Origin of the sequence: Paenibacillus antri (genome assembly GCF_005765165.1) — a bacterium.
GTDB classification, from domain to species: Bacteria; Bacillota; Bacilli; order Paenibacillales; family YIM-B00363; genus Paenibacillus_AE; species Paenibacillus_AE antri.
Genome location: NZ_VCIW01000008.1, coordinates 131,680 through 155,457 on the forward strand (window position 1 = coordinate 131,680; position 23,778 = coordinate 155,457).

Here is a 23,778-nt window from a genome sequence, read left to right on the forward strand (position 1 = left end):
TGATCGTCTCATGCGTCGTTGCGATTATTTCGCGTAGTAGTTCTGGATGAATTTCGCCAAGTCTTCGCGCGTGTTCTTGCCGACGATGTACTTCTGCACTTCCGGACCGATAATCGTGTTCCACTCTTCGGCCAGTACGTAGTTCGTGCTGAACGGCATCGTTCTGCTGTTCGCGATGGCGTCGCCGATCGCGGCGCCGAGCGGGTTCGTCACCTTGTTCGGGTTGTTCTTGAACGCGGAGATCACTTGCGACTTGTTGACGATGAAATCTTGACCGGCCGCGTCATACACGAGCCAGTTCAGGAACTTCTTCGCCGCTTCTTGCTCTTCCGGCTTCGCCGCTTTGTTGATGACGAGGACCTGCGTCGCGCCCGCCGCGATTTTGCCGTTCAGCGGGTTCGCCGGATCGTTGTCGACCGGCACCGGGATGAAGCCGAAGTCGTCGCCCGCGACCGCCTGCAGCGAATCGTACGCCCAGTTGCCGTTGAACAATACCGCGGACTCGCCTTTGCCCACGGCGACGTGCGCGTCGTCGTAGTAGCTGCCGAGCGGACGCTCGCCGTACTTGTTGTACTTCTTCGACGCGAGCAGGTCCATCGTGTCGTAGTAGCCGTTCCACGTCGCGTTGCTTGCGAGATCGAGGGTGCCGGCTTCGAGCTGCTTCACGACTTCCGTCGGATCCGCCGCTTGGTTGATGAACTGCGTGCTGTAGTGGTTCGATACCGACCAGCTTTCCGTCTGGTACGCGACAGGGTACGTTACGCCCGACGCCTGCAGCTTGTCGAACAGCTCGACGAGCTTGTCGCGCGTATTGATGGAGAACGGATCGAACGCGCCGCCTGCCGCCTTTTCGACGACTTGCTTGTTATAGACGAGACCGAAGCCTTCGATCGCGAACGGGAAGCCGACGACTTGCCCTTGTTCGTTCTTCAGCGCGCTGTCCGTCTCGGACACCCACTGCTCGTTCGACAGATCACTGTAGACGTCCTTGTATTTGTTGAGCGCCGCGCTCGGCTCGAACATGGCGATCGTGACCGTCTTGCCGGACGCCGTCATCATGTCGAAGACGTTCAGCGCGTCTCCGACGGCCGCGGAACGCGTCTCGACCGTGATGTCCGGGTTCGCCGCCATGAAGTCCTTCGCCGCTTGCTCCCATTGCGACGTAATTTCGCCCTTGCCGTTCGTGATGATGATGTTGACCGGCTCGGCCGCTTTCTCGTGGGCTTTCGCCTCCGCCGCCGGTGCGGGCTCGGTGGCAGCCGGCTCGCTCGCCGTCGTGTCGCCGCCCGATGTCGCGCCTCCGCCGCAAGCCGCTAACGCGACCGCCATGAATGCGGATAAGACGATGAGGCCGTGTTTCTTCGTGCGTGCCGTGAACATTTTCATTCTTGTACTCCCCTTGTCTGGAATATATAGCGTCCGGATCGCCGGAACGGTTTCGGGTTCGGCGGTTCGGGTGGGCTCGGTTGCGGGTAAGCGCTAACATATTAATTGTGGGAAAATATTTTCCTGATGGAAGTGTCTTGGCGGGAAAAGTCAGGTTTATATTCACTCATTTTCATGCTGTAAGCGCTAATAATGCTATGTATTGGGAAAATTATTGTCCTGCATTGGTGATTATATGACGTTTTATTTTCCCGGTCAACGGCGAATATTCTAGATTCCGCATCAGGCGCATGGTATCATGGGGATAACGAACTCGGAGCTTGGAGAGGAACCGTGATGAAGGTAACGATTAAAGATATCGCAAGCATGGCCGGCGTCTCCATCTCGACCGTGTCTCGCGTCATCAACGGCAGCAAGCCGGTGAACGAGGACGTGCGGAACCGGGTGCTCGAGGCGATGCGGCAGACGAATTACCGCGCCGTGCACATCCCTGGCGGGGGCGAAGCCGCGGATCGCGAGTCGCTGCGCATCGCCGTCATTATTCCCGAATACAGCAATACGGTATTGAACGAGTTTATCGTCGGGATTCATCGGGTCGCGCAGTTGTACGGCTACGTCATCGACATCGGACTGACCGACGGCACGCCCGCCACCGAGCTCGACTATTTGCGCCGGTTCAGCGAAGAGCGGCCGAACGGCCTCATCTTCGTCGGCTCCGAATGGGGCGCAGAGCATACGGAGATCGCGAAGTCGTCGGATCTTCCGTGCGTGCTGGTGGGACAAGAATCCCGTGTGCCGGGGGTGCCTTCTGTGCACGTGGACAACGTGACGGCGTCGTACGAAGCCGTGACGTACCTCGCGCAGCGCGGGCATCGCGACATCGCGATCATTTGCGGCACCGGCAATATGGCGGTCGGCACGCATCGGCTGCAAGGGTACCGGCAGGCGATGGCCGACGCGGAGCTGCCCGTGCGGGACGATTGGGTGGTGGAGTGCGAGATTTCGGTAGAGGAAGGCTATCGCGCCATGCGCGCGATCGCCGGAACGGGCGAGTTGCCCACCGCGGTGTTCTGCGCGACGGACCTCATGGCGATCGGCGCGATGAACTGTTTATTGGATCAAGGCGTGCGGATCCCGGAGGATGTGTCCGTATTCGGCTTCGACGGCAGCTTCGTGTCGTCCATCTTCCGTCCGAAGCTGACGACGGTCGAATATTCCGCGACGGAGGTCGGCATGACCGCTGCCCGCCACTTGATGAAGCTGATCAAGGGCGAAACCGGCGTGCCGCCGCACTCCAACGTAACGCACTATTTGGCGATTCGGGAGAGCACGAACTAAAAAACCAGCGTCCCCCCATCTTATCGGGGGATGCTGGTTTTTTGGTGCGCCTGGGGGCGCAGAGTTGCGCTTATAAGCGGAGTTTCGCCCGGCGAACCGCGAATCCGCGCTTATAAGCGGAGTTTTCCGCTTATAGCGCCCGGCGAACCGCGAATCCGCGCTTATATGCGGTGTTTTCCGCTTAAAGCGCCGGCGAACCGCGAATCCGCGCTTATAAGCGGAGTTTTCCGCTTAAAGCGCCGGCGAACCGCGAATCCGCGCTTATAAGCGGTGTTTTCCGCTTAAAACGCCCGGCGAACCGCGAATCCGCGCTTATATGCGGAGTTTTCCGCTTATAGCGCCCGGCGAACCGCGAATCCGCGCTTATATGCGGAGTTTTCCGCTTATAGCGCCCGGCGAACCGCGAATCCGCGCTTATATGCGGAGTTTTCCGCTTATAGCGCCCGGCGAACCGCGAATCCGCGCTTATATGCGGAGTTTTCCGCTTATAGCGCCCGGCGAACCGCGAATCCGCGCTTATATGCGGAGTTTTCCGCTTATAGCGCCCGGCGAACCGCGAATCCGCGCTTATAAGCGGAGTTTTCCGCTTATAATGCCCGGCGAACCGCGAATCCGCGCTTATGAGCGGTGTTTTCCGCTTATAGCGCCCGGCGAACTGCGAATCCGCGCTTATAAGCGGAGTTTTCCGCCTCAACCGGCCGGGGCTACGCCTCAGCGGCCGCCGAATACGTGCTTCATGCCCGCACTCGGGGAGAAGTTACTCGCCTCTTGCGTACGTCTTCCCTACTTGCAGACCGATCGCCTATGCGGGCACACTTTCTACGCGCCGCTGGCCGGCGGGGCAAGCCGTTAGAAACGGTCGAGACGTTCGTCAGACGCCGTCCCTAAAACCGGTACGTCCAAAACCGCTCCGTCCCGAACCGCTCTTCGACTTCCTTGGTCGGCTGCTTCTTGTTCCCCTGCAGCTCGGGCACTTGGAATTGGCTCCGATGCGCCTGGATGGACGCGATCTTCTGCTTCAAGAACGGCTTCACGTCGACGGCGACGTCCGGCTTGCCGATATACTGTTCATGATCCCGCGAGAATGCCATGCAGTGCACGACCGGACGGTCGGCCTCGGGCAGCCGCTCGACCGCGCGGATGACCGCCGCGCCGCAAGCGTCATGGTCCGGGTGGACGCTGAACCCCGGATAGAACGTATACACCAAAGAAGGGCGCAACGTCTGAAGAAGCTCGAGAATTTTCCCGTCCAGCAGCTCCTTGTCCTCGAATTCGATCGTCTTGTCGTGAAAGCCGAGCAAGCGGAGATCTTGAATGCCGATCGTCCGGCACGACAGCTCCAGCTCCTCCTTACGAATCCGGGGGAGCGTCACCCGATTCGCGAACGGGGGAACGCCCATGTTGCGCCCCATCTCCCCAAGCGTCAAGCATGCGTAAGTGACGTACCCGCCTTCGCGTATATGCTTCGAAAGCGTGCCCGACAGCCCGAAGCACTCGTCGTCCGGGTGCGGCAGCACGACTAGAATTTTCCGTTCCGTTGATTCCATAGGTTCGTACACCTCCTCTGTCCGCTTAGAATGGCTGCCCGCTTAATTGAAGAGCGACGACCAGCTTGCCTTGGCTGTCGTGCCCGGCCAAGAGCAACCGTTCCGTCTCCGTCTCTTCGTAATGCGTCAAGCCTTCCGAATAAATCCACCCATGCTCCGTCTTCAAACCGACGCGGTACGGACCGGCGCCGGAGATCGAGCCGTGGGTATAACGGACGGCGGCGTTCGTGACGAACGTCGCGGCCGGATGCTTGGTGCTGTCCCAATGGGCGGCATAAGCACCGGTCGTCATCTCGAGATGAAGGTATAAGTCCTGATTCTTTAACGAATCGATGCGGCGCTGAATTTCGCCAAGTTCGATCGGTTGCACGTGAACGACTTCCTTTCTTGCTTGCCGCGACTTCTATGTTTTCGGCGGCTCTGTATTTGACGATGCGTTCGATCCAATCGTAAGACAGCTTATCCTTACTATCTCATCTTCCGATCGATTCGACAAGTCCGCGGACGACGCGGAAAACGAAGGAAGACTGCCTATGCGGCAGCCTCCCGAAAATCTACTTCGACTTTTTCTTCGCGGCCGACCGGCCTTGCTTCTTCGGATCGTCCGACGGCGGCGCGGCGTGCTGCGAGCCGTTCGGGCGAATTTGATCGCTCATGGGTGCTCCTCCTTTTTTCGCGGGTTGTCGTTATTTATGCGCCGTTTCGGAAGAAACTATCACGCATGAACGTACAACCACTGCAACCCGATCGAGCACCGAGCCGCTCGAATCGTCAACCGGCGCACGCCCGCTTCCGCCGGGAAGGCCGTCGTCCGCGCCGAATGCCAGTCGCGCCGCGCGACGTCGATCGACGCGACCGGAGCGTCGTCCAACCGGATTTCGGCTTCTCCATCCCCGTCGGAAGAAACCATCAATTCCAGCGAATACGAATCCGCGCCGCCCGCCGGGACGACGAACTCGTACGCCAGCCATTCGCCCTCCTCCAGATGGACATACATCCATTCGTCGTCCCGCCACGGTTCGCCGCCCATGTGCTGGAAGTTCGGCCGGTCCAGGCCGCTGTCGACGAACCGAATGTCCGTCCGGTCCCCGGCCCGAAAGCCCTCCGTCGCCTTCGGCCTCGGGCGCGGCCGTGCCGAAGCGCCGAAGCCGTAGCCGACGCCTTCGCCCTTGCTGCCGTAGAACACGGCCGGAATGCGCAGCGGCGGCCGGCGAAGCAGCGCGTTCGCGACCTGCGGGCGGTACTCGCATCGCCTAAGCGGCAAGGCGTCCAAGTAGTCCCATAAGATACGCTCCGCCGCCTCGGCGTCCGGCCGGGCGCCGCCTTCCAAATACGCGACCAACAGCGGCCACCCGTCCGGCTTCCGGACCGAGTACGGCGAGTTGTCGCAGTCCATCTTTTTCCACGTCCAGAAGTTCCACGAGATGCCGAGATCCTCGTATAACCCGAAGGCGCCGGCGTACCAATCGCAATTGTTCTCTCCGCCCTCGCCCATGAAGATCGGGACGTTCCACGCCTCCCGCTTCTCGAGGAACGGCCGAAGGCTCTCCGCGTCCGGGGGATTCCAATACTTATGAAACTGCAGCATCAGATTGTCGTCGAGCTTCTCGTCGAAGATCGACCAATCCGTCGCCCAATGAACGCCTTCCAAGATGATCATATGTTTCTCGTCGACCTCGCGAATCGCGCGGACGATGTCCTTGTACAGCGGCATTACCCGGTCGTTGTAAGAAGCAAACCACTCCGGCAGCGGTTCGTTGAGCAAGTCGTAGCCGGCCACGATCCACTCGTCCTTGTAGCGCGCCGCGAGCATACGCCACAGCTCGATCGTCAACCGCCGATTCCGCTCGCTCGTAAATAGGTCCGGGCGGTCGAACTCGGAATCGTCGATGTTCGTTCCCGTCTGGCCCCCGGGCGCGCCGTGCAAATCCAAGATCGCGTATACGGCGTGCTCCCGGCACCAGCCGACGACGCGGTCGAGCAGCTCCAGATGCTTCTCGCGGTATTGGAGCGGATCTTCCTTTTCGATAAGAAATCTTGCATGGATCGGGATGCGGACCGAGTTGAACCCTTCGGCCGCGACGGCCCGGATGTCCGCTTCGGATACGTAGCGCTCGTAGTACAGCGCCCAGAAGCTCGCCGCCTTCTCCGCGCCGATCAGCTCCTCGATCATGCGCTCGATCTTCCTCGGACGGTCTCCCCCGCTCGGAAACCGCCACATATACCCCTCCGGCAGCAGCCAGCCGCCGAAGCCGACGCCCCGCAGCAGCACTTCTTCGCCCGAGCCGTTCGCCAGCTTCGCGCCGGAAGCGCTCAGAAACCCCGAAACCTCCGTCGTTCGCATTCGTTCCATAGAACCGCCTCGCCCCTTCGCGTCAGCCTTTGATCGCGCCTTCCGCGATGCCGCTGAGGATATATTTCTGCAGCAGCAAATACGCCGCGACGACCGGCAGCATCGTCAGCACGAGAGACGCCAAAATCGCCGACCAGTCGTTGTTGTATTCGCCGAACAGCATGTTCGTTGCGATCAATAACGTGTAATAGTCGCTGTCCGTCAGCATGAGGAGCGGCAGCAGGAAGTCGTTCCACATCCACAGCGCGTTCAAGATCGCGACGGTGGCCGAAATCGGCAGCAGCAGCGGGAAAATGACCGAAGAAAACAACCTCAGCTCGCCGCAGCCGTCGATGACCGCCGCCTCGTCCAGCTCCCGCGGGATCGACTTCACGAAGCCGTGGTACAGAACCACCGCGAGCGCCACGCCGAGTCCGATATAAACGAGCGCCAGTCCGTACGTCGTCCCTTGCAGATGAAGCCCTTTGGCGATGCGGACGAGGCTGATCATGATCGAATGGAACGGAATGAGCGAGGACAAGGCGAACAGCCCGAAGAGCGCTCCGCTCAGCCGCCCCGGCGTACGGGACATCTTATACCCCGCGAGCGAGGCGAACAGCACGATGCCCGCGACGCCGATGACCGTGACGACGATCGTATTCTTGAAGCTTTGCGGAAAATCGATCTTTTCGTAAGCATCCGCGTAATTGAGCAGCTCCAACCGGCTCGGCCAGGACAAGACGTTCGTCAGCATCTCGCCTTCGGTCTTTACGGAATTGAGCAGCGCCATGTAGATCGGGAACAGCGTGAAGACGGCCGCCATGGACAACGCCAGCAGAATCGCCGCGCGGGACGCGGCCGCGGCACGGCCGGAGCGCCTCATGCCTCCACCTCCCTTCGCTTCATGACGCGCAGCTGAATCAAGGTGACGAGGAGGACGATCAGGAACAAAATCATCGCCTTGGCGCTGGCGTACCCGTACCGCTGCTGGAACCGGAACGCTTCCTCCATAATGTTGATCGCGATCACCTGCGTCGACCGGCCCGGACCGCCGCCCGTCAGCGCGTACACGGCGTCGAACACCTTGAAGGACGAGCTGAGCGTCAGGAACACGCCGATCGTCATCGCCGGGGAAATCATCGGCAGCGTCACGTGCCGGACGATCTGCCATGCGTTCGCGCCGTCGATCGCCGCGGCTTCCTTCAGGTGTGCGGGCACGCCTTGCAATCCCGCGATATAGATGACCATGATGTAGCCGACCCCGCCCCACAACGAAAGCATGAGGATGGAATAAAACGAAAGCGTCGGGTCGCCGATCCACGATCGGTCGAGCCAGCCGAAGCCGGTCCGCTCCGCGAAGAACGGCAGCGCCTTCGTAAAGATGAACATCCACATGAAGCCGCCGACGATCATGCTGAGCATGTTGGGCATAAAGAAAATCGTGCGGAACAGCGCCTTGCTTCGGCGCCGCGACTCCACGAGCACCGCCAGCCCCAGCGCCGCGACGTTCTGAAGCACGACCATGAACATCACGTATTTGAGCGTAAAGAGAATGGAATCCAGAAAATACGGGTCGTCCCGGAGCGCTTCGACGTAGTTGGAGACGCCGACCCACTCGTACTCGCGATTCAATCCGTTCCAATCCGTCAGACTGTACCAGAAGCCCCCGAAAGCGGGGGCAATCGTACAGACGAGGTAAAAGAGCAAGGCGGGAAGGACGAAAGCGAGCAGGACGGCCGTCCGCTTCGCGCCCCTCGTCATTGCGACGCTTTCACCGCCGCGGCCCACGTGCGGTCCATCGTCTCGATAAATTGCTCCTTCGTCACTTCCTTCGCGTAGTAGCTCTGCAGCAGCTTCGCCTGCTCGTCGGTGACGCCGTTCGGCAGCTTCAGATCCTGATACGCCTTGCCTTGAGCGACGTTTTCGGACGCTTCGTTGACCCAAGGGAACACCTCGTATTGATGGGCGCTCGAGACGGGGTTGAACTTCAGCTCCTGGAACAGAGCCGACGAATCCTTCTCGTCAAGAATGTAGTTGAGCAGGTCCAACGCGACTTCCTTGTTTTTGCTCGTCGGCGATACGGCGAGCGTCGTCGACGTGGACAGGTTGATCATCGTTCCCGCCGGATCGTTGCTGACCGGCAGCGGCGCGACGCCGAACTCCATATCCGGATTGACCTTCAGAATCGTCTCCGCGTTCCAAGGCCCTTGCACCCACATCGCCGCCTTGCCGTTCGCGAAGTCCGTCGAGCCCGCTTCGTTGCCGACCTCGAACGGCTTCTCCGTGCCGTTCGCCATAATAAGATCGATGATATCGAAAATGGCCTGCACGTCCGCGTAGGAAGCTTCCCCCGCGCTCATCTTCTCGATCCAATCCGGCTGCTGCGACGACACGATGCCGCCGAGCGACAGCGCCGTCATCAGCTGCGGCACCCACGATTCTTGGAACGCGAGCAGGAACGGGGCGACGCCGTTCGCCTTGAGCGTCTCGACGGCCGCCTTCATCTCGTCTAACGTCTGCGGCGGCGTAAGGCCGTTGTCGGCGAAAATTTTCTTATTGTACAGGTATCCCCAAGACAAGCTCTCCATCGGAAGCGCGACGACCTTGCCGTCTAACGTGACTTGCCGCTTCACGCCGTCGTACAGCGTCGCGACGAACGGCTGAGCGGACAAATCCTCGAGATAGCCGGCGCTATGGTACGTCGCCAGATCGTTGGCGTGGACGTCGAACAGGTCCGGGGCGTCGTTCGAGGCGAGCCGCGCCTGCAGCACTTGCTTCGCCTGATCGGGATTCGGCATCTCCAGCTCGATCGTCACCTCGATGTTTTTCTCCGCGAGCTCCTTCGCTTTGAATTGTTCGAAGTATTTCTCGAAATACTCCTTGAACCGCGGCTGACCGAGCATGACCTTCAACTCCGCCTTCGTCGGCGGCGGCGTCTCCGTCGGCTTCGGCTCCTCCTTGGCCGCGCTCGAATCCGCGGCCGCCGGTTCGTCCTTCGGTTCGTTCCCTGCGGCGCCTCCCGAGCTGCACGCCGCGAGCAGCGACAGCAGCAGAATCGAAACCAACATCGTATAAAGCGCTTTCTTCATGAAGGTTACCCCCTTAATGTAAGTACATCCCCAGTATAAGAGAGCCCTCGGTTCCGATCATTCCAGCGAATTAGCGACTTTCGTTGCACGATATTGATATCGGTTTCATGGACAACGCTCCGCTCGATACTCCCCCGGCGTCTTCCCGGTCCGCTTCTTGAAAATGCGGTGGAAATACGCAAGCTCGGGATACCCGACCGTCCGAGCGACGTCCTTCGTCGCCATCCCCGGGACGGCGAGCAGCTCCATAGCCCGCTCGATTCGCTTCCGGACGATGTAGTCCGAGACGTTCTCCCCCGTCGTCGACTTGAAGGAGCGGCTGAGATGCTCCTTGCTCACGTAGAAGCGAAGGGCGATCGACTCCAGCGTAATCGGGTCGGCGTAATGCTCGTCGATGTACCGGGCGACTTGGGCGATCGCGAGCTTCGCCTTGCTCGGCCGGCTCGCCTCGGTGCGGTCGATCGCTTCGACGTAGGCGGCGGCCAGCGCGCGCACGACCGCTTCCGCGGTCTTGGGCGTCCCTCGGGACGCTTCGACCGGCGTCTCTACCCGCTGCTCCGCCATAAATTCCCGCAGCGTTCGCAGGCCGTCGGCGTATATCTGCCGCAGCATCGGCCCGTCGGCCCCGTCGGGATACGCCGCGCGAAGCAGCTCTTCGAGCTTGTCGAGCGCCTGCAGCGCCCCGGGCTTGTTCAGCTCGAAGAGCGAGCCGAACAGCCGCTGCCGAAGGAGCAAATACCGCTCCATCATGACCGCGTCCGGCAGCGCGAGCGGCGACCGCCAAGAGGTGCTTATCGTCTGCTCCGCCTCCTCCAACTCCCGGACGCAGCGCTCCAGCGCGCCGTTCAGCTCGTCCGGATCGATCGGCTTGAGCATATATTCGACCGCGCGGGACTGGATCGCTTGCTTGAGGTACGCGAAGTCGTCGTAGCCGCTCATCACGATCATTTTCAAGGTCGGATACCGTTCGTGCATCGCCTGCAGCAGCTTCGCGCCGTCCACGCCGGGCATCCGCATGTCGGTGACGACGATGTCCGGCTTCAGTCGTTCGATCAAGCCCAGCCCCTGCGCGCCGTCCTCCGCTTCGCCCGCCACCGTCAGCCCGAGACGGCTCCATTCGCCGAGCGCCTTCACCGCCTCGCGCGCCCACGGCTCGTCGTCGATGATCAATACGGTTCTCATGAGTACGTCTCCTCCCCCTCGCCGTTCATTGGCAGCGCCAGCGCGATCACCGTTCCTGCGCCCGGCTCGCTGAACATGCGGATGCCCGCTCCCGCGCCGAAATGGAGTCTTAGCCGCGCATTCACGTTACGCAGCCCGATTCCTTTGCGCCGCGGCGGCTCCCCGCGTTCTTCGACGCTCCGGGCCGGAAGCTGCAGCGAGACGCCGGTGCGCAGCTCCTCCCGCAGCTCGCGAAGCCTCGCCGCGTCGATGCCGACGCCGTTGTCCCGGATCAGTACGGCGATACGCCGCCCGACCGTCCGAATTCGGATGTCGATCTCCCAGGCGCCCTCCTTCGGCTGAAGGCCGTGTTCGAAGGCGTTCTCGATCAACGGCTGCAGCGCGAAGCGCGGCACGAGAAGCCTCGGCGTCGGCTCCTCTACGACGAACGACACTCGGCATCGCCCGAGGAAGCGCTGTTCCTGGATCAGCAAGTAGTTGCGCGCATGCCTGACCTCGTCCCCCAGGGACGCCGTCTCGGCACCCGAGCCGATCGAATAGCGCAGCAGGTCGCCGATCCCTTTCGCGACGCGGTAAATATCCGGCGCGCCCTTCGACAACGCCATTCCTCCGATCATAAGAAGCGCGTTATTGAGGAAATGCGGATTGATCTGCGCCTGCAGCGCCATCAATTGGGCGTTCTTGACCTCGATCTCGCGCTGATATTCGTGTTCGATCAGCTCGCGAATGCGCTGGATCATCGAGTTGTAGCCGCGCTCGAGCAGGCCGATCTCGTCCCGGCTGTTCACCGACGTCATCTCGAAGTGGCGGATCGGCGCCGTGCGCATCGTCTTCGCCAGACTGACGATCGGGCGGCTGATGCGCAGCGACACCAGGATCGACGCCAGCACGGACAGCCCGGCGAAGATGAGGCCCAGGGCGACGCCGGCGCGCACCGTGTCGTTCGCGCTTTCCGTCACCGCGGATATGGGAACCGCTTTCAACAACGTGAGCGCTCCGTCGTCGACCTGCTCGGCGAACAGGAAGTACCGATCCGTCTTTCGGAATCCCGCCGCATCTTCCTCGTATGTCCTACGATACGTATCGAGGACGGCGTCGTATTCGGCCGCGGAGGAGGACCCCGTCAGCAGCTCGCCTTCGTCGTTCATCAGGAAGACGGCGCTGTCCGACTCCGAGCGGAGAATGTCGCCGACCTGCTTCCAGACGCCGTCGTTGATGCGGACCGATAAGCCGCCCAGCAGCGCGCGGTCCTCGAACCGGTTGACGCTGTGGAACGCGGAGACGCTGTCGCCCGTCTGCTTGAAGTATAAGTTCACCGGTCCGGCGGTCATGCGGCTCCAGGCGCCGTTTTCGATATGGAGGGAATGAATGAGTCCGCTCGTCGAAAAATTGACCGAGTAGAGGCGTTGGTTCTGGTGCGTGTAGAGCGAGAGCTCGTCCACCTTCCGCGAGTTCGCGTAGAAGGCGGACGTCAGCGTCTCTTGGATATACCGCTGCGTCCGGAACTGCTCGCCAACGCTCGGATTGCCCGTCGGGTTCAGCCCGTCCATCAATGTTTGGTTGATCTGCAGCGAATAAAACAACACGTCGATTCGCTCGACCAGCTCGTCCAAATATTGCTGCGCCCACAGCATCCGAGATCGATTCGCATCGATGATTTCCTTCTCAACGGAGCTGCGCGTATTGTGGGTCGCCGTTAACGTCACGATCAGTACGGGAATCGTCGTCAAGCAGATCATCAGCAGCATCAGGCGATATCGGATGCTCGTTCTCATAAACATGCGTCGTCGCCCTCCAGTCCCGTCGTTCGGTCTGTTGGTATTCGGCGCCGCCGGGGCGAAATCCTGTCTGCGAAGCGGGCGGGGCGTTGGAGCGCGTTGACGTCTTTCATTGGACGATATTGATCTGGATGCGGTACATGCCGCATGCTACAATGGAGGGAACAAACATTCTCTTCATGCGTAATGAGGGGGGACGTCGGGATGGACAAATTCTTGTACAAGCCGAGTGCGGCCGGACGGGATATGCTGCGAGAGGAAAACCTGACCTACGACGATTATGCGAGCTGGGACGACGGAAATCGGTACGAGCTCGTAGACGGTCGGTTGGAATTAATGAGCCCGGGGCCGAACACCGCGCATCAGTGGATCAGCATGGAAATTTTAAAGCGCATTACCCAAACCTGTTCGAACGAGGCCGTCATTCTCGCTGCGCCGCTCGACGTGATCTTATCGCCGCGCGAAGTGCGTCAGCCGGATTTGGTCGTGGTGCTTCGACAGAACTTGCATATCGTCACCAAGCGCGGCATCGAAGGTGCGCCGGACATCGTCGCCGAAATCCTGTCCCCCTCCACGGCGAAACGGGATAAGATCGGCAAGATGCGCGCTTATGCCGCTTACGGCATTCCGGAATATTGGATCGTGGATCCGGCCGCTTGCGTGTTGGACCAGTATATGCTGGCTGCGGACGGAAAATATGAATTGTCGAACGTATACGCCGGCGAGGAGCCGGTCGTTTCCCCGCGCCTGCCTTGCCTCGCGTTCGCGATGCAAGAAATCGCCGACAGCCTGCCCGAGGCGCTGCGGTGAGGCGGCCTTTCGCCCCTTGCCACGCGGCCTCGCTCTCCACGCCGAACGCTCGCCGCCCGCCACCCTTTGGGCACGCTCCCGCCGCTCGCCCACTCCGCCGAAACACATCCCCATTTCATCCTGCTCGTGCCACTTTCTTTGCCCTTGCGGTTCCCGGTTCACGCCGGTTTCCTCTGCGACCGCAATCCCCCCCTGCCACGGAGGGGCACGATGAAGCAGTGGGGCGGCAGCAGCGTTTTTGACGTTACAGCACGAAGTTACGGCGATTCGGCGGGCGGTAGCGGCATTTTTGACAATGCATCCCCCCCGGCGGGATTACCTGTTTTCGGCCATCGTAGATAATTTTCTAAATTAGAAAAAAATCGACGATAAGAAAAAAAACATCTAGCGGTGGGGAGGCGGCCGTCGGATAATCGGAGGATTCCGCTTAAAGTGGCCTAGAGTGGCCGGGAGCCCGTACTTAAGCGGGGAACGCGCGAAGCCCGGCGACGAGCGGAACATTCCGCCGCCCCCGGGCTTTCCTGCGCCGGCAAGCTAGCCGCCGCTCGTGCGATCTTGCAGCTGAGCGAGCCGCTGCGCGCCCCATGCGAAGCCGCCGGACCGCAGCCGCTCCACCTTCGCCGGGTCCAGCTCCACGCCGATGCCCGGCTTCGCCGCGTCCGGCACGAGCAGGTACCCGCCCTCGTACCGGACCGGCTCGACGGCGACGTCGTCGACGTACAGCTCCGGCCCCGTCGGATCGGAGATCGTCGTCAAGTTCGGGAGCGACGCGCCGAAGACCGCCTGCGCCGCGGTGCCGAGGCTGAGCTCTTGCGTCGTGCCGATCAAGACGCCCTTGCCCGCGACCTCGGCGGCCGCGGCGGCTTTGCGGGCGGCCTCGAAGCCGCCGATGAAGACGAGCGCGATGTTGAGCACGTCGACGCAGTCGCCGCGAAGCATCTCGTGCAGCTGCCGGAAGCTCCAGACATGCTCGCTGACCGGCAGATCGACGGCCATGCGGAAGTGCCGCAGCCCCTCGAAGTCGTTCCGGAACGCCGGGCTCTCGACCAGCTGCACGCCATACGGCAGCAGCCGCTTCGTGACGCGCAGCGCCGACTTCCAATCGAGCAGGTGGCTGTAATCGAGCGACTTGATCGTCACGCGATGTCCGAATTCGGAGCGCACCCCGTCGAGGAACGCCTCGTCCGCGTCGGGATTGACGCCGGCGTACAGCCGGAAGGCGTCGAAGCCTTGCGCGAACCGCTTCCGCACGACGTCCAGATTGGCGTCGACCTCCTCGAGCGTGCGGCTCCGGAAGATCGGGTAGCATACCTTCAGCTTGTCGCGAAGCCTCCCTCCGAGCAGCGTGCCGACGTTGACGCCGAGCGCCTTCCCCGCGACATCGTAGAGCGCTAGGTCGACGCCGCAGCGGATGAAGGTCCCCTTTTCGTAATAGTACATCGTCTCGGGGAACAGGTCCGCCAGCTCGCGATTGAGCGCGACGAGATCGAACGGGTCGCGTCCGACGAGCTGCGCGCGCAAGGTCGCCCGCAAATCCTCGACGTCGATCGAATACTTCGGCAGATGCGAGAAGTCGGACATCTCTCCGATTCCCGTAATTCCTTCGTCCGTGTCGAGACTTACGATCCCGTGCTGGCATACGAAGCCCGTGCGCCTCGGGACCGAGACGACGTCGAGCCGAACGTCCGTAATTTTCATGGGCGAAGCACTCCCTCCTTCCGTCAAACCGAAATCGAAATCGTCTGCGTATGCGTGAAAAATTCCATCGCCGCGCGCCCCTGCTCCCGCGAATGCGAGCTGGACTTCTTCAAGCCGCCGAACGGCGCCTGGTACTCGACGCCCGCGGTCTCGCCGTTGACCTTGATCATGCCCGCCTCGACGCGGTTCGCGAACGTCATCGCCGTCTTCAGCGAGCCCGTGAAGATCGCCGCGCTGAGGCCGTACTCGGTGCCGTTCGCCAGCGCGATCGCCTCGTCCAAGTCGGTCGCTTCCATCAAGGCAAGCACCGGGCCGAAAATTTCTTCCCGCGCGAGCGACGTCTCGGGCGTCACCCGGTCGAACAACGTCGGCTCGACGTAGCAGCCCGCTTGCAGCTCGGGCCGATCCGGAGCGCCGCCGCCGTGCAGCAGCCGGGCGCCCTCTTCCGCGCCGCGGCGGATAGCCTGCAGCACGGCGTCCCGCTGCGCCGGCGTGGCGACCGGCCCGAAGTATGTGTTCGGGTCCATCCCGTCTCCGACGCGAATCGCGCGGATGCGCTCCAGCAGCAGCTGCGCGAACCGTTCCTTCGCGGAGGCGGCGACGATGACCTTGCTAGTCGCGGTGCATTTCTGCCCGGCGCTCTTCATCGCGCCGGAGACGACGAGATCCGCGGCGCGCTCCAGCTCCGCGTCCCCCCAGACGACGACGGCGTTCTTGCCGCCCATCTCGAGCTGGTACTTCGCCCCCCGCTCCGACGCGATGCGGGCGATCCGAGCGCCGACCGCGTTGGAGCCGGTGAAGCTGACGCCGTCGACGAGCGGATGCGCCGTCAACGCGCCGCCGATGTCGGAGCCGGAGCCGTGCACCACGTTGACGACGCCCGGCGGGCATCCGGCTTCGTCGAAGAGCTCCGCGAGTCTTGCGGCGGTAAGGCCCGCATTCGTCGCCGGCTTCAGCACGACGGTGTTCCCGTACGCCAAGGCCGGCGCCATTTTCCAAATCGGGATCGCCACCGGAAAATTCCAAGGCGTAATCAAAGCGACGACGCCGAGCGGCAGCCGCTTCGTGAAGAGCAGCGACGTCCCGTCCGACGCCGGAATATGCTCGCCGTTCGCGCGCAGCCCTTCGGAAGCGTAATACTTCAAGATGGCGGCGCCGCGCAGCGCTTCGCCTCTCGCTTCCGCCAGCGTCTTGCCCATCTCCCTCGTGATCGAACGCGCAACGTCCTCGGCGCGCTCCTCGAGGAGTAGCGCCGCCCGCAGCAGCAGCTCGCCGCGGACCGCGCCGCTCGCGGCGCGCCACGCCGGCAGCGCCCGATGCGCGGCGCGGACGGCGGCGTCCGCGTCCTCGGGCGTCGACAGCGGCACGCGGCCGACCGTCTCCCGGACGTCCGCCGGATTGACGTTGTCCGCGTACGTCCCGGAAGACGGCGGCGTCCAACCGCCGTCGATATAATTCAAGCGCGTCTCCATGCCGAGCCTCACTCCTCCTTGCCGATTATGTCTCATGCCTCCGGCAGCAGTCCCCACGTCCGCAGGATGCGGGACACCTCCCGCTTCTCCTCGGCGGCGAGCGGCGCGATCGGCGGCCGAACGACGCCGTTCCCGCGGCCCAGCTGCGCCATCGCCTCCTTGACGACGCTGACGTTGTCGCCGCTCAAGCGCCGCTCCCGAAGCCGTTCGAACGGCCGCGTCTCTTCCCATAGGCGCATCGCTTCCTCGAACCGCCCGAGCCGGAGCGCCTCCGCCATGGCGAGCGAGCGTCCCGGATCGACGTTGGCGAGACCCGATGTAAAGCCGACCGCCCCCGCGGCGTAAAAGAACGGCGCCCACGTCTCCGCCGTGCCGCAAATCCACTCCAGCGCGCTCCCGACTTCCCGCACCGCTTGCGCGAACGCGGGCAGATGGTTGACCGCGTATTTGACGCCGACGACGTTCGGAATGGCCGCCGCCTCCCGAAGCGTCGCCGCCGACATCCCTTCGCTGCGGACGTACAGCACGATCGGCAGCGACGTCGCGTCGGCGATCCGCCGGTAATAGTCGAGCACGCCGTCTTCGCGCTGGAACGGATGCGCGGGCTGATGAATCATCAGCCCGTCCGCCCCCGCCCGCTCCGCATGCGCAGCAAGGGCGGCGGCCGTCTTCGCGTCGTGACCGACGCCGACGACGATCAGCCCGCGGCCCGCCGCGGCTTCGACGGAAAGCGACGCGACGCGCTTCGCCTCCTCGACGTCGAGCGAATAAAACTCCCCCGTGTTCCCGCACGGATACAACGCGTCCAGCCCGCGGTCGATCAAGAAGCGGATGGCTTCGCCGAGCGCGGCTTCGTCGATCTCTCCGTCGAGCCGGAACGGCGTGACCGGGATCGCGTTCACCCCTCGAATGCGTTCTCTGAATCGTTCCCGTTCCTTCATGTTCTCCTCCTCTTACTCCGCCTTCTGGAACGCCATCCGCCCTCCGTCCACGACGAGGGACGCCCCCGAGACGAAGCGCGCCTCGTCGGAGGCGAGGAACAGCGCCGCGTTCGCGACGTCCTCCGGCGTGCCGAAGCGGCCGAGCGGATGCGACGCCAGCATCGTCCGCTCCTTCGCTTCGCGGTTCTCGAACAGCTGCAGATGCGCTTCCGCGAGCGGCGTCAGGATGAAGCCCGGGCATACATTGTTCGCCCGGATGCCCTGCCCGCCGAACTCGACGCAGATGCCGAGCGTCATCGCCTGCAGCCCGCCCTTCGCCGCGTGATACGGAAAGTGGCGCTGCTGCGTGCGAAACACATGCGTGGAGGAGATGTTGACGATGCTCCCGCCGCCGGCGTTCGCCATATGCGGAATGGCATGCTTGCAGCAATGCCAAGCGCCCTTCAGGTTCGTATTCATCACGCGTTCCCAATCGTCCTCCGTCGCTGTCAAGACGTTCGTATTGCCCGTCACGCCCGCATTATTCACCAGGACATGCAGCGCCCCGTACGCGCCGACCGCCTCCTCGACGACGGCGCGCGCCTCGGCTTCGCTTCGCAAATCCGCCCGGACGAAGCGGGCGTCCCCTCCCCGGGCGACGATCGCCGCGACGGTCTCCTCGCCCGTAGAAGCGACGTCGTTCACGACGACGCGGGCGCCCTCCTCCGCGAACCGAAGCGCGATGCCTCGGCCGATGCCGGAGCCCGCGCCGGTGACGACCGCCGTCTTGCCGCGCAATCTCATCGGACGGACGCCTCGGCTTCGTCCGCCGCTTCGAACAACCAATCCAAATCCTCCGCCTTGCCGGCTCCCGCGACGTCCCGCGCGCGCAGCGGCTGGTCCGCCTTCACGATGCCCGCGATCAAGTACGCCCCTTGCCCGAAGACGAGCCGATGCCGCCCCGCCTCGTACAGGAAAGCATGAATATTCACGCTCGGTTGGAAAAAGACGCTCACCCCGTTCTTCAACACCGGCGACAAGCCCCCGCGATCGTCCGCATGCGTGTTCTCCTCGAGATTCGGCACCTTCAGCCACTGCGGATCCGCGGAATTGAAATACCCGACAAGGATGCGGGCGGGCTCCTTCAATTCGATGTCGAGATGGACGCCGTCCCGAATCGCCGCGTCGCAGCTGAACCGGATCGCGATCGCGCCGTCCAGCTCCTCCGCCACGTTCGAAGCGAGCAGATCGGCGTCGGTAAACAGCTTGCTTTGCTTGCGCAGCGTGTACGTCTCCGCGTCCGGCGAATGAAGGACGAACGCCGCCGGCGCGTACCGTTCGATCGGCCGCCCGGATTCGATGACCGGCGTCGGCAGCCGACCGGCCCGGAGCGACTCCAGCCGCTGCAGGAAGACGTCGAACTCTGCCTCGTACAGCGGGAGGCAGTCCTTCCAGTGCCGATACGCTTCCCCATCGGGGAACGGCACCTTCCGCTGGGGCGTCTGCATGCTGTTGGCGTACAAGTACGTCCGCTCGGTCAGCTCCGTCAGCTTGCGGTACTGCGTAAGACTCTCTCGAAAATGCGGCACGGCCGCCTCCAGTCGCTCCGCCTGCGACGCATAATCGCCGGCGGCGAGCGCCTTGTACGTCAATATGTCGATCGCCGCCCGGACCTTATGCGTGTAAGCGCGCGTCATCAAGCCGATCGCCTCGATATCGGCCGCGAGCCGCTCGAACTCGTCGCGACCGCTCGCTGCGGACGAGCGCGCCCGCTCGATCGCCCGCTCCGCCTTCGCGGCGTGCCGTTCGACCGCCTCGATCACGTCGAGCGGCGTCTCCCCGATATGCGGCTCTCCCGCCAGCTCGCGCCTCACGAACACATCCAGCCGTTCGCCCTCCGGCGCTTGGCATTCCCACAGCTCCGCCCAAGGACGGTAGCGCTCCGGATTCGTCAGCTGGCTCATCGTCATGCCGAGGCTCATCGTCTGACGATTGCCCTCCGTGATGCCGAATCGCCGCAGCAGCCGCGGCGCGTTCTCCCCCGACGCCTCGTAGGCGTCCAAGACCGCCTCGCCCGCTTCGGCGGAGCCGTATCGTTCCGCGAGCTTCCCGATCCAATAGGCGCGCTCCGTCCGAGGATCCAGGTCCGGATTCCAGGCGTACCGGAACCACGCGGCGAACCAGATCCAATCCCGCTCCAATTGCAGCAGACGGGGGCTCGCCTTGTCGGGCGCGTACGGCCAATCCCAATAGAACAGCGGATACAGATGGATGCCGTTCGCCTCCAGACGGTACTTCGCCGCTTGCACGCATTTCTGTATGAAGCTCGGCGACCCGTACCGGAACGGCTCCAAATTCGCAAGGATATGCACATTGAAAAGGTGAACCGAATTCAGCGAGCTCAAATGCCGATGAATGTCCTGCCAACGGCCTCGCGGCGTATACGTCGTCAGCGACTCGCCGTTGTACTTGGCTTCCGTGAACAAATTCGCGTATTTCGGGATCGCGGCTTCCATCACCTTTTCCGAAGGAATCGCATGCGCCCTTACGATAATCGGCGGCAGCTCCTTCCGATCGAGATCCTTCAGCCCTTCGTTCACGCCCGTCAGAATCGTCTCGTTGAACCACTCGACGCCGTACAAAGCGCCTTGCAGCGCTTCCCCGAGGCAGACCATCAAGCCGACGTTCGGGAACGAACGGATGAACGCGGCGATCGACCGAATGTAATAGTCGCTCGTCAGCGGAAGCGGCTTCGGCTGATGCAAATCCAGCCCGTGCTTCTCGGCGAACGGCAGCGGAATATGAATGTTGTAAAATTTCAACACGAGCCAGATGCCGCGGCGGTCGCACTCCTCCGCCAGCCATCGGAACGTCTCCACGTTCAGTCGAAACTCGTCTTCGGTCACCTCGAGCGCTTCCGGATACTCCGGCAGTCGGACGAGCGAGGAGAACGGATGCCCGGACCACACGTACACGACGTTGCAGCGGTACTCCAGCAGCCGATCCAGATGCTCGATCCAGAGCGCTTTGTCGTAAAACCACGGAAACCGACCCGGCGTAATCGGGTATTCGTACGTGCGCCGCGGCGGCTCCACCTTCGTCAGCTGCAAGGGGACGACCGGTCCGCGCAGCTTCATGACGGGCGCGTCGCCGAAGGCGAGCTCGTCGGGCAGGGCACCGTGCGCCGCGACGACGGCAGCCAGCTCCTGGCAGCCGTATAAGGCGCCCGTGTCCCCGCCGCCGGCCACCACATACAGGTCGCCCGGCAGCCGCGCCAGATAGAACCCCTCGCCCTCCGGCGGCGCCGTATGGTACAGCAGCACCTCGCGTTGCTCCAGCTCGCGAATGAGCTCGTTCGTCCGGCGATCGCCGACGACGAGCTTCGGCCCTTCGACCCGCCGGTAGTCCGAGATCGACCACGTCTCCGCCGTCTCCTCGACGTCATATCCGGCCTCGCGCAGCGCCTTCCCGATCAAGGCGGCGCCGAACCGCAGCCGCGGCGCCGCGTCGGCGGATACCGATATCGTCGCTATCGTCGCTTTCGTCGCTTTCGTCGCTTCCGTCGTCGCATTCCTCATCGATGCCTTGCCCCCTCCGCCGTTCCTTGTTCTTATTGCGCGGACTTCCGATGCAGCTCGAGCAATTGCGTCAGTCCGGCTTGATTCAGCTCTTGCACGTACTGATTCCATACCGCGTCGTCGTTCACGTCGACCTGCCCCATGATCGCCTTCACGTAAAATTGCTCCGCGATATCCGTCACGCCCGTGATCAGGCTGTTCGCCGTCTCGCGATCCTCGGCGGACAAGTTGAACGCGGTGAACGGAACGAACGGCTTATCCTTGAACGCTTCCGATACCGCCAAGTCCGTCTGCCGATCTTCGTTCGACGCGACGTACTCCGGATCGGTGACGAGGAATTCGATGAATCCGGTCTTCTGGAACATCTCGTGTTTATCCGCCGCGCCGTTGCTGTACTGCGGCTTGCCGTCCACGACCTCGTACGTCTCGCCTTCCACGCCGAGCGTGTGGAACTTCACGCCTTCCGGCGACGCGGCCCAGTTGAAGTACTCGAGCAGTCGATCCAACCGCTCGCCCTCGACCTTGTTCGTCACGATCGGACCGTACGAGAAGAACGGCAGCTCGCGGTCCACGAAGCCCGGCTTGTCGCCCGTCGAGATGGTGACCGGCGCCCAATCCCACTGCGCCTCCGGCGTATCCTGCATCAGGTTTTGGAAATACGCCGCGCGCGTCGCGTAGTCGTACATAATGAAGGAGCGGCCGCTCACCCCGCGCTGCGTCCATTGTTCCGTCGTCATCGTCGGAAACTCTTTTTCGATCAAATCTTCCTTATACAACTTGTTGATGAACTTGAGCGACTCGCGGAATTTGTCCGTCGCCTGCGCGTACATCACTTCGTCGTTCGCGTCGGGATCGCGGTAGAAGCCTTCGAAGCCGTACCACATGTCGCCCGGCAGTCGGTAGGCGTTCACGGCGATGCCGATGACGCCGTCCTTGCCGCGGTTCGAGATCGGCACGGAATCCGGGTAGGCGGCCTTGATCGCCTTCAGCGCCGCGTACAGCTCGTCGAGCGTCTCCGGGAACTTCAGGCCGAGCGCGTCGAACACGTCTTTGCGGTAAATCCACGCCTTCGAATGGCTGCGGTAGTTTTTCGCCGGCAGGTAGTACAGCTTCCCGTCCGGATTTTGCGCGAATTGGGTGACGACGTTCCATTCCTCGTCGGTCCACCACTTCCGGTATTCCGACAGCGCGTCCATATGGTCGGAGAGCGGTACCAGGAAGCCCGCCTCGCCCCACCGCTTTACTTCCGCCTCGTGGTTCAAATTCGGGATATAGTCCGGATAATTGCCGCTGGCGAACAAGACGCTCAGCTTCTCCAAGCCTTCCGCCAGCGTAATGTAGTTCGTGTCGGTCTTGATGTTGAACTTCTCCATCACCAACTTGTCTTTCATCGTCGGGTTTTCGTCCGGAAGATTCTGATATTCGGCCACAACGTCGTACTCCAGCAGCTTCGGCGCCGCGTCCGCGGGCGCCGGCGCCGGATCTCCGGATGAAGCTTCGGCCGGGGTCTCCGAGGCTGCGCCGCCCGAACCGGAATCGCCGGAGCTGCAGGCCGATAAGACGAAAGACAGCGCGACGATCAAGCTGACCCATGCGGCGAACGTTCTCTTTTTTGGCATCACTACCAACCTCCTCATGATCTGAACCATCCCTTTCCCCTCCGCTATCGAGTTGCATCCTTGCGGGCTCCCTTCTCGGTGTCCGTCGGACCGTTGGCCGCAGGCGACCGGCGGCACCCCCTTTCCCTATTTTCAGCGCGTCAGCCCTTAAGCGAACCGATCATAACGCCCCGGACGAAGTATTTCTGGATGAACGGGTATAAAATGAGCATCGGCAGGATCGAAATGACGAGCGTGCCATACTTCAAGCTCTCCGAATTCGCCTGCGTTTGATAGTCGATCGGGCTTCCCTGCATCAGGTTCTGAATTTGCGATTGGAGCACGATTTGCCGCAGGATGAGCTGAAGCGGGTACTTCTCGTTCGAGTTGATGTAGAGCAGCGCCTGGAAATAAGAGTTCCAATGCTGCACCGCGTAGAACAGTCCGATCGTCATGACCGAAGCCATCGACAGCGGCAGCACGATGCGGACGAGTACCTGCATGTCGTTGCACCCGTCGATCTTCGCCGACTCTTCGATTTCCTTCGGGAAATTTTTGAAGAACGACAGCATGATAATCATGAAGTACGTGTTGATCGCCAGCGGCACGGTCAACGCCCAGAACGAATCGTACATGCCCAGCGAGTTGACCAGAAGAAATTTCGGGACCAAACCGCCGCTGAAGAACATGGTGAGCAGGAACATTTTCAAGAAAAAGGAACGAAAAGGCAGCCGGCTCTTCGACAACGGATACGCCGTCAACACCGTCATCGCCATATTGATGGCGGTGCCGAGCGCCGTAATGATCACGGAGTTCAGGAACGACTTCGGAATGAGGAAATTGCTGAAGATCAGCTTATACGCCGTCAAGTCGAAGTTGACGGGCCACAGAAACACGTTGCCGGCGACGATGTCCTTCGGTCCGCTGAACGAGATGGAGACGACATGGATGAAGGGCAGCAGCGTGACCAGCAGGACGACCGCCATCGTGACGTGCGTCGCGACATCGAGCAACCTGGACGATATGGATCGATCTCTTACCATCGCGTAT

General features: G+C 62.2%; 18 protein-coding genes. 2 read left to right on the top strand and 16 right to left on the bottom strand.

The annotated features are described in order from the left end of the window. Nucleotides 1-24: 24 nt before the first annotated feature. Entirely contained in the window at nt 25-1,386 is a 1,362-nt protein-coding gene (locus tag FE782_RS14090; RefSeq protein WP_138194851.1) for an ABC transporter substrate-binding protein, read from the bottom strand. 336 nt (nt 1,387-1,722) lie between these two features. Between FE782_RS14090 and FE782_RS14095 the strand changes: the two genes are divergently transcribed. Then, nucleotides 1,723-2,724 carry a LacI family DNA-binding transcriptional regulator gene (locus FE782_RS14095; RefSeq protein WP_238392491.1) on the top strand — a complete coding sequence of 334 codons (1,002 nt, stop codon included), beginning with the start codon at nt 1,723-1,725 and terminating at the stop codon, nt 2,722-2,724. Between the two features lie 884 nt (nt 2,725-3,608). Here the strand turns inward: FE782_RS14095 and bshB2 are convergent. The 8 genes from bshB2 to FE782_RS14135 all read right to left on the bottom strand — a co-directional run bounded on the left by bshB2 (nt 3,609) and on the right by FE782_RS14135 (nt 12,655). Next, complete coding sequence (bshB2, locus tag FE782_RS14100) at nt 3,609-4,271, bottom strand: bacillithiol biosynthesis deacetylase BshB2 (RefSeq protein ID WP_138194855.1); 663 nt, start codon at nt 4,269-4,271, stop codon at nt 3,609-3,611. A 25-nt stretch (nt 4,272-4,296) separates the two neighbouring features. Then, nucleotides 4,297-4,641, bottom strand: coding sequence for a YojF family protein (locus FE782_RS14105; protein ID WP_138194857.1), 345 nt, complete (start codon nt 4,639-4,641; stop codon nt 4,297-4,299). Nucleotides 4,642-4,986: 345 nt separating this feature from the next. After that, complete coding sequence (locus FE782_RS14110; RefSeq protein ID WP_138194859.1) at nt 4,987-6,624, bottom strand: cellulase family glycosylhydrolase; 1,638 nt, start codon at nt 6,622-6,624, stop codon at nt 4,987-4,989. A gap of 22 nt (nt 6,625-6,646) precedes the next feature. Then, entirely contained in the window at nt 6,647-7,486 is an 840-nt protein-coding gene (locus tag FE782_RS14115; RefSeq protein ID WP_138194861.1) for a carbohydrate ABC transporter permease, read from the bottom strand. Beyond that, entirely contained in the window at nt 7,483-8,364 is an 882-nt protein-coding gene (locus tag FE782_RS14120) for a carbohydrate ABC transporter permease (protein WP_138194862.1), read from the bottom strand. The genes FE782_RS14115 and FE782_RS14120 overlap by 4 nt, the downstream gene beginning before the upstream one ends. Then, a complete protein-coding gene (locus tag FE782_RS14125) occupies nt 8,361-9,692 on the bottom strand; it encodes an ABC transporter substrate-binding protein (protein ID WP_138194863.1) in 1,332 nt (443 codons plus the stop codon). Before FE782_RS14125 ends, FE782_RS14120 begins: the two co-directional genes overlap by 4 nt. A gap of 105 nt (nt 9,693-9,797) precedes the next feature. After that, a complete protein-coding gene (locus tag FE782_RS14130; RefSeq protein ID WP_138194864.1) occupies nt 9,798-10,874 on the bottom strand; it encodes a response regulator in 1,077 nt (358 codons plus the stop codon). Next, the gene (locus tag FE782_RS14135; protein ID WP_138194865.1) at nt 10,871-12,655 is read right to left on the bottom strand and encodes a sensor histidine kinase; all 1,785 of its coding nucleotides are present in this window, start codon (nt 12,653-12,655) and stop codon (nt 10,871-10,873) included. The genes FE782_RS14130 and FE782_RS14135 overlap by 4 nt, the downstream gene beginning before the upstream one ends. Nucleotides 12,656-12,856: 201 nt before the next feature. Here FE782_RS14135 and FE782_RS14140 point away from each other — a divergent pair, with 201 nt between their 5' ends. Next, nucleotides 12,857-13,462, top strand: coding sequence for a Uma2 family endonuclease (locus tag FE782_RS14140; RefSeq protein ID WP_138194866.1), 606 nt, complete (start codon nt 12,857-12,859; stop codon nt 13,460-13,462). Nucleotides 13,463-13,996: 534 nt separating this feature from the next. On the opposite strand, the gene FE782_RS14145 is transcribed toward FE782_RS14140, so the two are convergent. The 7 genes from FE782_RS14145 to FE782_RS14175 form a co-directional block, all read right to left on the bottom strand. Then, a complete protein-coding gene (locus tag FE782_RS14145; protein ID WP_138194867.1) occupies nt 13,997-15,160 on the bottom strand; it encodes a mandelate racemase/muconate lactonizing enzyme family protein in 1,164 nt (387 codons plus the stop codon). Nucleotides 15,161-15,183: 23 nt separating this feature from the next. Next, nucleotides 15,184-16,632 carry an aldehyde dehydrogenase family protein gene (locus FE782_RS14150; RefSeq protein ID WP_138194868.1) on the bottom strand — a complete coding sequence of 483 codons (1,449 nt, stop codon included), beginning with the start codon at nt 16,630-16,632 and terminating at the stop codon, nt 15,184-15,186. A gap of 32 nt (nt 16,633-16,664) precedes the next feature. Next, a complete protein-coding gene (locus FE782_RS14155) occupies nt 16,665-17,573 on the bottom strand; it encodes a dihydrodipicolinate synthase family protein (RefSeq protein ID WP_138194869.1) in 909 nt (302 codons plus the stop codon). Between the two features lie 12 nt (nt 17,574-17,585). Further along, entirely contained in the window at nt 17,586-18,398 is an 813-nt protein-coding gene (locus FE782_RS14160) for an SDR family NAD(P)-dependent oxidoreductase (RefSeq protein WP_202914532.1), read from the bottom strand. Continuing rightward, nucleotides 18,353-21,130, bottom strand: a complete 2,778-nt coding sequence (locus FE782_RS14165) for a hypothetical protein (protein ID WP_138194870.1) — start codon at nt 21,128-21,130, stop codon at nt 18,353-18,355. The genes FE782_RS14160 and FE782_RS14165 overlap by 46 nt, the downstream gene beginning before the upstream one ends. A 32-nt stretch (nt 21,131-21,162) precedes the next feature. Continuing rightward, nucleotides 21,163-22,749 (bottom strand): extracellular solute-binding protein, encoded by a 1,587-nt coding sequence (locus FE782_RS14170; protein WP_158299397.1) that lies wholly within the window; start codon nt 22,747-22,749, stop codon nt 21,163-21,165. A 140-nt stretch (nt 22,750-22,889) separates the two neighbouring features. Continuing rightward, a complete protein-coding gene (locus FE782_RS14175; RefSeq protein WP_138194872.1) occupies nt 22,890-23,771 on the bottom strand; it encodes a carbohydrate ABC transporter permease in 882 nt (293 codons plus the stop codon). Nucleotides 23,772-23,778 lie beyond the last annotated feature (7 nt).

What these genes read in the sequence shown, in the direction of transcription:
- FE782_RS14090 (WP_138194851.1), bottom strand. Translation starts at nt 1,386, where the DNA reads ATGAAAATGTTCACGGCACGCACGAAGAAACACGGCCTCATCGTCTTA.
- FE782_RS14165 (WP_138194870.1), bottom strand. Translation starts at nt 21,130, where the DNA reads ATGAGGAATGCGACGACGGAAGCGACGAAAGCGACGAAAGCGACGATA.
- FE782_RS14130 (WP_138194864.1), bottom strand. Translation starts at nt 10,874, where the DNA reads ATGAGAACCGTATTGATCATCGACGACGAGCCGTGGGCGCGCGAGGCG.
- FE782_RS14145 (WP_138194867.1), bottom strand. Translation starts at nt 15,160, where the DNA reads ATGAAAATTACGGACGTTCGGCTCGACGTCGTCTCGGTCCCGAGGCGC.
- FE782_RS14155 (WP_138194869.1), bottom strand. Translation starts at nt 17,573, where the DNA reads ATGAAGGAACGGGAACGATTCAGAGAACGCATTCGAGGGGTGAACGCG.
- FE782_RS14135 (WP_138194865.1), bottom strand. Translation starts at nt 12,655, where the DNA reads ATGTTTATGAGAACGAGCATCCGATATCGCCTGATGCTGCTGATGATC.
- FE782_RS14140 (WP_138194866.1), top strand. Translation starts at nt 12,857, where the DNA reads ATGGACAAATTCTTGTACAAGCCGAGTGCGGCCGGACGGGATATGCTG.
- FE782_RS14175 (WP_138194872.1), bottom strand. Translation starts at nt 23,771, where the DNA reads ATGGTAAGAGATCGATCCATATCGTCCAGGTTGCTCGATGTCGCGACG.
- FE782_RS14170 (WP_158299397.1), bottom strand. Translation starts at nt 22,749, where the DNA reads ATGCCAAAAAAGAGAACGTTCGCCGCATGGGTCAGCTTGATCGTCGCG.
- FE782_RS14120 (WP_138194862.1), bottom strand. Translation starts at nt 8,364, where the DNA reads ATGACGAGGGGCGCGAAGCGGACGGCCGTCCTGCTCGCTTTCGTCCTT.
- FE782_RS14125 (WP_138194863.1), bottom strand. Translation starts at nt 9,692, where the DNA reads ATGAAGAAAGCGCTTTATACGATGTTGGTTTCGATTCTGCTGCTGTCG.
- FE782_RS14115 (WP_138194861.1), bottom strand. Translation starts at nt 7,486, where the DNA reads ATGAGGCGCTCCGGCCGTGCCGCGGCCGCGTCCCGCGCGGCGATTCTG.
- FE782_RS14110 (WP_138194859.1), bottom strand. Translation starts at nt 6,624, where the DNA reads ATGGAACGAATGCGAACGACGGAGGTTTCGGGGTTTCTGAGCGCTTCC.
- FE782_RS14095 (WP_238392491.1), top strand. Translation starts at nt 1,723, where the DNA reads ATGAAGGTAACGATTAAAGATATCGCAAGCATGGCCGGCGTCTCCATC.
- FE782_RS14150 (WP_138194868.1), bottom strand. Translation starts at nt 16,632, where the DNA reads ATGGAGACGCGCTTGAATTATATCGACGGCGGTTGGACGCCGCCGTCT.
- bshB2 (WP_138194855.1), bottom strand. Translation starts at nt 4,271, where the DNA reads ATGGAATCAACGGAACGGAAAATTCTAGTCGTGCTGCCGCACCCGGAC.